At 64.2% G+C, this 9,531-nt stretch carries 7 protein-coding genes and 1 pseudogene; 1 reads left to right on the forward strand and 7 read right to left on the reverse strand.

The features are described 5' to 3' along the window. Nucleotides 1–76: 76 nt before the first annotated feature. The 6 genes from FHW97_RS19895 to FHW97_RS19920 all read right to left on the reverse strand — a co-directional run bounded on the left by FHW97_RS19895 (nt 77) and on the right by FHW97_RS19920 (nt 8,045). The gene (locus FHW97_RS19895; protein ID WP_253941905.1) at nt 77–1,591 is read right to left on the reverse strand and encodes an aldehyde dehydrogenase family protein; all 1,515 of its coding nucleotides are present in this window, start codon (nt 1,589–1,591) and stop codon (nt 77–79) included. A 60-nt stretch (nt 1,592–1,651) separates the two neighbouring features. Continuing rightward, complete coding sequence (locus FHW97_RS19900; protein WP_171799590.1) at nt 1,652–3,811, reverse strand: PQQ-dependent dehydrogenase, methanol/ethanol family; 2,160 nt, start codon at nt 3,809–3,811, stop codon at nt 1,652–1,654. A 57-nt stretch (nt 3,812–3,868) separates the two neighbouring features. Beyond that, nucleotides 3,869–5,434 (reverse strand): class I adenylate-forming enzyme family protein, encoded by a 1,566-nt coding sequence (locus FHW97_RS19905; RefSeq protein WP_171799591.1) that lies wholly within the window; start codon nt 5,432–5,434, stop codon nt 3,869–3,871. A 201-nt stretch (nt 5,435–5,635) separates the two neighbouring features. Further along, a complete protein-coding gene (locus tag FHW97_RS19910; protein WP_062787555.1) occupies nt 5,636–6,019 on the reverse strand; it encodes a hypothetical protein in 384 nt (127 codons plus the stop codon). Then, nucleotides 6,019–6,444 (reverse strand): cytochrome c, encoded by a 426-nt coding sequence (locus FHW97_RS19915; protein ID WP_054132641.1) that lies wholly within the window; start codon nt 6,442–6,444, stop codon nt 6,019–6,021. The genes FHW97_RS19910 and FHW97_RS19915 overlap by 1 nt, the downstream gene beginning before the upstream one ends. Beyond that, on the reverse strand, nt 6,441–8,045 hold the full coding sequence (locus tag FHW97_RS19920) for an FAD-binding oxidoreductase (RefSeq protein ID WP_054132640.1): 1,605 nt from the start codon (nt 8,043–8,045) through the stop codon (nt 6,441–6,443). Before FHW97_RS19920 ends, FHW97_RS19915 begins: the two co-directional genes overlap by 4 nt. Before the next feature lie 181 nt (nt 8,046–8,226). On the opposite strand from FHW97_RS19920, the gene FHW97_RS19925 reads away from it, so the two are divergent. Next, a complete protein-coding gene (locus tag FHW97_RS19925; protein WP_171799592.1) occupies nt 8,227–8,832 on the forward strand; it encodes a hypothetical protein in 606 nt (201 codons plus the stop codon). A gap of 604 nt (nt 8,833–9,436) precedes the next feature. Here the strand turns inward: FHW97_RS19925 and FHW97_RS19930 are convergent. Further along, nucleotides 9,437–9,531, reverse strand: a pseudogene (locus FHW97_RS19930) (IS5/IS1182 family transposase); the annotation flags it as partial.

The following is a 9,531-nucleotide window of genomic DNA, read 5'->3' on the forward strand; positions in this document are numbered from 1 at the left end:
CTGCGGAACGAAGAAGCGGGACCCCGGGTCTAGCCCGGGGTGACGAAGAGAAAAGGGCGCGCTTTAAATCAGCGCCTTACAGCTGGATAATTACGGTCTTGGTCTCGAGATAGGCTTCCACGCCCTGGCGGCCCTGCTCGCGGCCCAGGCCCGATTCCTTGTAGCCGCCGAACGGCAGCGCGGTATCGATCATGGCGTGGCAGTTGCCCCAGACGGTGCCCGATTTGATCTTGGCCGCCAGCTTGTGCATCGTTGCCACATCCTTGGTCCAGATGCCGGCGCCCAGGCCAAAGCAGGTGTCGTTGGCCATGCGCGCCACTTCATCCAGGTCTTCAAAGCGCTGCGCCACCACGACCGGGCCAAAGATTTCCTCGCGCACCACGCTCATCTGCGGGTTCACGTTGGCCAGGATCGTGGGGTTGACGTAATAGCCGCCATCGCTGGCCGGCACGTCGCCGCCCATCACCACGCTGGCGCCATCGCGCTTGCCCGCTTCGATATAGCCCATCACCCGCTCGTGCTGTTCCTTGCTGACCAGCGGCCCCATGTGCGCCTCGGGATCGAGGCTGGGGCGCGGGCTCCAGAACGGGGCGGTGGCGGCCATGCCTTCGAGAACCTGATCGAACACCGACTTGTGCGCGAACAGCCGCGAGCCCGCCACGCAGACTTGCCCCGAATTGAAGAAAATCGCACCCGCCGCGCCCGGCGCTGCCTGCGCCACGTCGACATCGGGCATCACCACCACCGGGCTCTTGCCGCCCAGTTCCAGCGTCACGCGCTTCATGCTGGCGGTGGCGTTGCGGTTGATCAGCTTGCCGATCTCGGTCGATCCGGTGAAGGCCACCTTGTCGACATCGGGGTGCTTGACCATGCGATCGCCCGCCGTGTGGCCATTGCCGGTGATGATGTTGATCACGCCGGCGGGGAAGCCGGCCTCCACCACCAGATCAGCCAGCTTGAGCGCGGTGAGCGAGGTCTGCTCGGCCGGCTTCAATACCAGGGTGCAGCCCGCCGCCAGGGCCGGCGCGATCTTGAGCGAAGCCATCAGCAGCGGGAAGTTCCACGGCACGATCTGCGCGCACACGCCCACCGGCTCGCGCACGGTATAGCTGAACACCTGCCCGCCAGGCATGGTATAGGGCTGCGTGGTTTCGCCCGAAATCTTGCTGGCCCAGCCGGCCATGAAGCGCAACTGGCTGATCGCGCCGGGAATATCGATGGCGCCGGCCATCGTCTTGGGCTTGCCGTTGTCGATCGCTTCGAGTTCGGCAAAGAGATCGGCATTGGCCTCGAGCAGATCGGCCAGGCGGTTCATCGTGCGATCGCGCACCATCGGCGGCAGGCCAGACCAGCGGCCATCATCGAACGCGGTGCGCGCGGCAGCCACGGCGCGATCCACGTCCTTGTCCGATGCATCGACCACGTGGCCCACGATCTTGCCGCTCGACGGGTCTTCCACCTCGATCACGGCATCATGGCTGCTGTCCACCCATTCGTTGTTGATGAACAACTGCGGCTTGCGCGCCAGAAAGGCCGACGCTTGCGGGGAATAGGCGCGCTGCTCGCGCGAAATCGTCGTCATCTCGTTCATGGCCGACTCCTCTCCATTATTTGTAATGTATCATAACAGTTTCACCGGGCCAAGCGCGCGTCAATTGCGCGCCGTGCCCTTGCCGATGCGCTGGCCAGTCTTGGCCTCCAGCGCCTTGTCCTGGTTGGCGCGCGCGATCAGGTACTGACGGATCGCCTCGGCATCGTCGGCGGTCAGCACACTCTTGAACGAGACCATTCCGGCCTCGTGCAGCGCGCCATCGAGCACGACCATCTTGATGCCCTCGGCCGAACCGATCGCACCCGAATGGCGCAGATCCGGGTTCACCCCACCGGCCACCGCGGCATCACCGTGGCAGACGTTGCAATAGCGGCCATAGAGCATGCCGCCATGGGCGACCTGCTCGGGCGTGCCGGTCAGCGGCGGCGGATCGAGCGGGCCGGCATTGCTGGGTGGCGGCGGCGGCAATTGCCCCTTGGCGCCCAGCTTGAACACCATCAGGCGGCTGATGTTGCGCGATGCCCCACCCTTGTGCGCCAGAATGCCGGTGGCCACGTCCCACACGCCGCCCCAGCCGACCATCACCGCCACATATTGCTCGCCGCCGATGGCATAGGTCATCGGCGCGGCAACGATGCCGCTCTGCGCCGGGAACGACCACAGCTTCTGGCCCTTGTCGGCGCTATAGGCCACGAACTGCCCCTGGGCATTGCCCTGGAACACGAGGTTGCCAGCCGTCGACAGGATGCCGCCGTTCCACGGCGAAACCTGGTCCACCCGCCAGGCCACCTTGCGATTGGCCACGTCCCACGCGATCAGCGCGCCGGTCGTGCCGGCCAGCGCACCGGCCTGCACCTTGGGATCGGCCGGCATCGCGGTGGTATAGCCATCGATCCCGGTCTGGAACCCCATGCCGCTGGGCTTCCAGTCCTTGGCCGCGAAATAGGGGAAGCCGGCGACGTTGGCCGGAATATACAAGAGGTTGGTCTTGGGGCTGAAGCTTTGCGGCTGCCACGAATGGGCCCCGCCCGCACCCGGCAGGCCGATGAACGGCTTGCCGGTCTTCTCATAGCGGGCCTCGGGGTTGATCGTCGGCCGGCCGGTCTTTGGATCGATCCCGGTGTTCCAGTTCACCGGCACGAAGGGCGTGGCCGACAGGAACTGCCCGGTCTGCGCATCGAGCACATAGACATGGCCGTTCTTGGGCGCATGCAGCGCGACGTGGCGCGGCTTGCCGTCGATCGTCATGTCGGCCAGCGTGATCTGCGCATCGGAATCGAAGTCCCAGCGGTCTTCGGGCGTTTCCTGATAGTGCCAGGCATAGGCGCCGGTATCGGCATTCACCGCCACGATCGACGAGGTGTAGAGCGAATCCCCCGTGCGCCCGGCGGGCGCCGGGTTCCACGGCTCGGCATTGCCGGTGCCGAACAGGATCAGGTTGGTCTTGGGATCATAGGTGATCGAATCCCACACCGTGCCGCCACCGCCCAGCGTCCACCAGTCGCCGGTCCAGGTCTTGGCGGCGGCTTCCATCGCCTTGTTCTCGAACCCGTCCTTGGGGTTGCCCGGCACGGTGTTGAACTTCCACACCTGCGCGCCGGTCTGCGCGTCATAAGCCGCGATATAGCCGCGCGCGCGGTATTCCCCGCCGCCCGAACCGATGACGATGCGCCCCTTCACCACGCGCGGCGCGCCGGTGATGGCATAGTTCTTGGGATCGGGCACGACGACCTTGTCGAACACGACATGGCCGGTCTTCTGATCGAGCGCGATCAGCCGCCCATCCAGCGTGCCGACATAGATCTTGTCGCCATAGAGCGCCGCCCCGCGGTTGACCGCGTCGCAGCAGGCCGAAACCAGGGTTTCGCGCGGCACCTTGGGATCGTATTGCCAGATCACCTTGCCGGTGCGCGCGTCATAGGCCTTGACCATCGACCAGGCGGTGGTGGTGTAGAGCACGCCATCGTGCATCAGCGGCGTGGCTTCCTGGCCGCGCGCGGTATCGAGATCGACCGACCAGGCCAGGCCCAGTTGCCCGACGTTGCCGGTGTTGATCTTGTCGAGCGGCGAAAAGCGCTGCTCGCCGTAATCGCGCCCGTAGCTGAGCCATTCATCCTGCGGGGCCGCGGCAATCAGGGCGTCGGTCACCCCGCTTGTCGCCGCGCCCGCCGGCGCATCACCCACCGCCTTGCCACACCCTGCCAGCGCCAGCGCCGCCAGCGATGCGAGGCCCAACCCAGCCACGAACCCGTTCCGCATCACTCTCTCCATGTCACGTCGTTCTTGCGCCTGATTTTTCAGGTCAGTTCACTGTGTTCAGTTCACCATGCGCTGGGCATTGCCCCAGTATTTCGTGCGCAGGGCCTTCTTGTCCATCTTGCCGGCCGCCGTGCGGGGAATGGCGTCGACAAACTCCACCGACTTGGGCGCTTTCACTCCGCCCAGCCGCGCCTTGGCAAAGCTGATGATGTCCGCCTCGCTCACCCCTTGGGCCACGACCACGGCATGCACCTGCTCGCCCCACTTTTCGTGCGGGATGCCAAACACGCAGGCCTCGCGCACCTGGGGCAGTTCGGTCACGGCCGCCTCGACCTCGGCGGTGAACACGTTGAACCCGCCAGAGACCACCATGTCCTTCTTGCGATCGACGATGTAGAGGTAGCCGTCAGCATCAAGCTTGCCCACGTCACCAGTGTGGTGCCAGCCGAACTTGCGGATTTCGGCGGTTTCCTCGGGCTTTTCGAAATAGCTGTGCGTCACCAGCGCGCCGCGCACGCAAATTTCGCCAGCCTCGCCCAAGGCGACCGGCTGCCCATCATCATCGAGCAGCGCCACCTTGATCGAGCGGGTCGGCTTGCCGCAGGCGGCCAGCTTTTCGGGTGCCTCCCGGGCAAAGCGGGCGACGTCTTCGGGCGGGAACCAGGCCACGATCATCGGGCATTCCACCTGGCCATAGGCCTGGCACATGCACGGGCCGAAAATCTCCACCGCCTGGCGCAGCTTTTCGGGCGAGCAGGGCGACCCAACCAGGATGAAGATCTTGAGGCTCGAATAATCGTGCGCGCCGATCTGCGGAGAGGCCATGAGCTGGTACAACGCCGTGGGCGGCAGGTACATGTGGGTGACCTTGTGCTCCTCGATCGCGGAAAGCACGGCTTCGGCATCGAAGCCCGGCAGGATCACCTGCGTCGCGCCGAGGCTCAGCGTCGACAGCGCAATCGGCCCGGCGGCGTGGGTGATCGGGGCAGACACCAGCGCCACGGGATCGGCCGTGCGCCCGCCCATGGCATCGGCCGCGGTCTCGATCATCGTGCCCCAGCCCAGGTTGGTGACATTGGCACCCTTCGATGGGCCGGTGGTGCCGCCAGTGGGAAAAATGCCGACCATGTCGAACAGGTTGCCGAATGCGTCGATCTCGGGCTCGACGAAATCCTGCGCGGTCACGCCGGCGATGAATTCTTCCAGGCTGGGATCGTCGCCCATGCGCCGATCAAGGCAGACGAAATGCTGCATCACCGGGCACAGCGCTTTCAACTGCGCCACTTCATCGGCCTTGCTGGAATGATAGACCAGCCACTTGCAGCGCACATAGTTGATATAGGCAGCGTTGGCATCGATGGCATTGCGGGTGTTGACCGGGATCCACTTGCCATTGGCGCGCCACATCGCCAGCAGCACCACCAGCAGCATGCCATCGTTGGGGCCATAGAGGCCCAGCAGATCCTGGTTTTCAAAGCCGTGGCGTTGCAGCGCGGCGGCGATCTGCTCGCTCAATTCCTTGGTTTGGGCAAAGGTCAGCTTCAGGCCGGTTTGCGTATCGACAATCGCCAGCCGCGCGGGATCGCGGTCATGGCCCCGGTCGAAGTAATCAATCGCACGCATGGCTTCTCCTCATCCGCATATCGGCGGAACCGGGAAGCGCCAGGCTGGCGGGCAAAAACCACAGGCGAACACGCGGCTATGGCATCGACTCTCCCGATTCCGGTTACCCCGGTATTTGTTAGTGTTGCATACTAAATGCGGATTGCCGGCGGTCAAGCCGCCATCTGCGTGCGTTTCACGTTTGCTGCCTCAAAGGGCAGATCAACTCCGCGCCGCCATGCTCCAGCGGAACAGGTGCCGCTTGCCCGAAAGCGGCGCAGCCACCGCGCGCTCGGCCGTGGTCCGCAAACCCTGCCCGCGCGCGGCACCGCGCAGCATAACCCAGTCGCTCCACCCCGTCAGCCCTTCGACGCGCCCCTGGTCCAGCGTGGCCAGGCGGCGGTGCAGCGCCAGAGGGCCGAGCGCCAGATCGTGACGCGCAGCCAGCGGAAAGCCGGCGGCAAAGGCGCGGCTTTCTGCTACGCGGCTGTCAAACACCACCAGCGCAGGTGGCACCATGGCCTGGGCACCGGCCGGCAGGGCCACGCCGGCAGCCCCCAGCGCGCCGCTGCGCAGCAGCGTGCGGCGATCGAGCCTCACGCGCATCAGCCCGCCTTCCCCAGGTACTTTGCCACGGCGTCGAGTTCGGCATCGGTGATATCGACGCGGGTCTGCGTGGGCATGGCGCCCTTGCCGCCGCGCACCACGGCCTTGACGTAATCGGCGGTAAGATCGGTGCGGTTGGCCAGCAGGCCCTGGTCGGGCGTGCGGCCCATCATCATCTGCTGCTTGGTCACCAGGTTGGTGCCCATGCCCCCGGCCAGGTGGCAATAGCCGCAGTGCGCCTCGAACAGCACCTTGCCATTGCCGCCGGCAGCGGTGCGATCGCCCGCCGGATAGGCCGGGCGCAGCTGATAGGGCGGCGGCGGCCCCGGCGGCGGCCCCATCGGTGCATGCGGCGCCCCAGCCTGCGCCAGCGCGACCGAGGCGCCCAGAACGATCGCCGCAACTGCGAGAATGGTGCGCGTCATGCCTTGCCTCCCTTGGTCACGCTATCCTGCGGCGCGGAATGGCGCTGCGCGGCATAGGCGGCGGGCCACACGCCCTGCTTGCCCGGCGCGATGATGCCGTTGGGATCGAGCGCGTTCTTCACCCGCTCGTCAAACCGGCGCAGCGCGTGGTTGTTGTAATCGAACGTGTCCATCACCGGGTCCATCCAGCCCAGGTGCGTGCGGTATTCGCCATAGCCAGCCTTGGCCGTCTCGCTGATCAGCGCGTTGAACAGCGCCTTCATGTTCGAAACCATCGCGGCATCGTCGCGATCGTACATCAGCATGTTGATGTTGTTGGCAAAGCGCCCGCCGATGGTGAAGCTGGCATAGAAATCCACGTCATGATCGGCGATAATCTTGCGGCTGCGCTTCAACTGACCCAGCACATGCTCGCTGCTCGCCGGCACCACCGGGGAAAAGCCCATGTGCGCGCCGCGCCCGCCGATCCAGTCAGACATCTGTAGCGGCACGGCCGAGGGCACGCCCATAGTGATCTCGTACTGGCCGATGGCGTCGCCCTGGCGCCACCAGTTTTCCTGCGGCGGCGCGGCCAGATGGCGCTTCATCGCCGCCTTGACGATCTCGGCCTTGGCCTTGATCACGCTTTCCTCGCCATAGAGGCGCAGCGCCACCTGCCAGTAGCCCAGCTTGTACTGCTTGAGCAGCTCGGCCACGCGCCATTCGGGGATGGCGCCGGGCTTGTCCCAGAAATCGTGGCGCTGGCCTTTCAATACCATCTTGCCCAGCCAGCTGGGGATGAACACGTTCTGCTCGATCAGCCCGGAAATCTTGAGCGGGGCGATGGTATCGACCACCCAGCCGATATCCCCCTCTTCGGGAATGTCGAAGATCAGTTCGAGCGAGGCTTCGGGCGCGGGTTGCAGCCACAACCCGGCCTTGGTGACCACGCCCAGGTTCGACTGGGTGAACGCCAGGTCATAGGTCGGACCATAGCTGAACGGAAACAGGTGCCAGGCCGGGTTGCCGGTCATCGCCCCCATGCCGGTGCGCAGCAGGTCACCATCGGGCAGCACCACTTCCAGCCCGCACAGGTTGCGGGCATGGAGGCCATAGGGGGTATAGCCGATGCCGTGATCGAGCGCGTTGCCGATCACCGAGCCCCAGCCATTGCCCGGCACGCTCATCCACAAGGGGTGGTTGCCGCGCAGGATGGCATCGTGCAGATCAAAGAACCCCACGCCCGGCTCCACCACGCAGGTCGCCAGCTTGGGATCGATATCGATGATCTTGTTCATGCGCCCCAGATCGAGCACGATCGACCCGGCCATGCGCGGCGCGGCCGTGCCATAGCCCAGGTTCTTGCCGCGCGCGACCGGCCACAGCGGGGTCTTGTGCTCGTTGGCGAGGCGCACGACCGCCCGCACTTCCTCCACATTGGCCGGCGCCACGGCGGCGCTGGCGGCCCATTGCTCGGCATCGCCGGGGGCATAGATATCGGAATAGGCGTCACGGTCGCTTTCGCTGGCCATGACCCAGTCCTTGCCCACCACGCCTTCATAGGCCTTGAGCGCGGCGGCAAAGCCCTGGGGGCTGACGCGGGGCGGCAGGTGCAGTTTCACCGGCAGATCTCTCCCATCATGGTCCCGCAACCGGGACTCATTTTCTAACAATTGTTATTGTTCTGCCTGCAATCCTGCGGTCGGTCAAGCCGCCATCACATGATTTGTATCGCCAAGCCGCTCAGCCCCGGCTATCATCGCAGGTGGGGACCAGGACTTTGCAGCGAGCCAAGCACCTGGCATGAAGACCAAGCCTTTCGTCACCATCGCTCTTGCCGTTGGCCTGCTGGCCGGCACCACTGGCTGCAGCCAGCTGTCGCGGCTGTTCTCGCACGATGCCGATACGCCGGATATCGCCGGCACGCTCGATGCCGAGCCGTCCGGCGCCAGCAGCCAGGCCGGCATTTTCTCGGCGGCCACGCCCGATGATCCCACCGCGTTTCTCAAGGCCATGTTTGCCGACGATGGCCTTGGCGGCGCGGTTTCCACCGTGGGCGATCTGCGCCACCGCTATTTTTCCGAAGAGATGGCCGGCCTGCTGGCCGATACCACGCGCGGCACCGGCTCGTCGCTGGCGGGCAATCCGCTCTGCCTGTGCAACAACCCCACCGATCTGCAGCAGACCATCATGATCACCCATGCCGATGCCCACAAGGCCCTGGCCCACGTCACCGTGACCCGCAGTGGCGTGGCCGATGGCCCCACCGTGCACCTGGTGATCACCATGGCCCGCAAGGAGGAAGGCTGGAAAATCAACGACATCCGCTATCCCGACGAAAACGTCGGGCTGCGCGATATCCTGGCCAAGGCCAACGCCCCGTCGCTTGATGTCAACGCGGCCTATTAGGTGGAATGGCCAATTCGGATGACCAGTTTCGCCCAGTTGTTGCCGTTCCGCCTTTTCGCGTCAGAACACATCACTCTTAGCAGGCAGTGGTGCACCTCTCATCAGTGCACGAAGCTCATCCAGATCATTGTCGGATGAGATAATCTCAAATTTTGTAAGCTTAATGAATGCGCGCGGTTCAGTTTGCACATGTCCGATCATGCCGATCTTGTATTCAAAAAAACCTTGCACGCACACCCTAGCGTAAAAGTACTTACGACTAGGAGTATTCGACACAGCCTTTGCGAGCCGATCTGCATCGGGCCTTGATGTGACGACGTCGAAAATTTTTCCGTCAATCTTCGTGAATGATCCTTCGCCTAGTTCATTCGCTATAATGCATTGATACCTGAACGATGCTTGGGGGTTGTCGTCGGGCCGCTGGGTGCTTCCTGTTCCGCCACACGAAACCATAAAAGCTGCGGGACAAAGCAATATGATACGAGTCGACAACATTTATCGCGTGCCTCTGCACTGTTTGAAGTCTTTAGTACCGGCTTACGACTAGATCATTGGACCTCGATTGCAATGTTGGCCATCCCTGACAAGGCAGCCAACCACCAATCTAGGCTGTAGACTCATAAACACGGAGCCACAGCCGCATTGAGGCCAGTTGGACCATGGCGAGGAAGTTTTCGGCCAGCTTGTCGTAGCGAGTTG

This window comes from Novosphingobium sp. SG754 (assembly GCF_013149315.1).
GTDB lineage: Bacteria > Pseudomonadota > Alphaproteobacteria > Sphingomonadales > Sphingomonadaceae > Novosphingobium > Novosphingobium capsulatum.

What these genes read in the sequence shown, in the direction of transcription:
- FHW97_RS19895 (WP_253941905.1), bottom strand. Translation starts at nt 1,591, where the DNA reads ATGAACGAGATGACGACGATTTCGCGCGAGCAGCGCGCCTATTCCCCG.
- FHW97_RS19900 (WP_171799590.1), bottom strand. Translation starts at nt 3,811, where the DNA reads ATGCGGAACGGGTTCGTGGCTGGGTTGGGCCTCGCATCGCTGGCGGCG.
- FHW97_RS19905 (WP_171799591.1), bottom strand. Translation starts at nt 5,434, where the DNA reads ATGCGTGCGATTGATTACTTCGACCGGGGCCATGACCGCGATCCCGCG.
- FHW97_RS19910 (WP_062787555.1), bottom strand. Translation starts at nt 6,019, where the DNA reads ATGCGCGTGAGGCTCGATCGCCGCACGCTGCTGCGCAGCGGCGCGCTG.
- FHW97_RS19915 (WP_054132641.1), bottom strand. Translation starts at nt 6,444, where the DNA reads ATGACGCGCACCATTCTCGCAGTTGCGGCGATCGTTCTGGGCGCCTCG.
- FHW97_RS19925 (WP_171799592.1), top strand. Translation starts at nt 8,227, where the DNA reads ATGAAGACCAAGCCTTTCGTCACCATCGCTCTTGCCGTTGGCCTGCTG.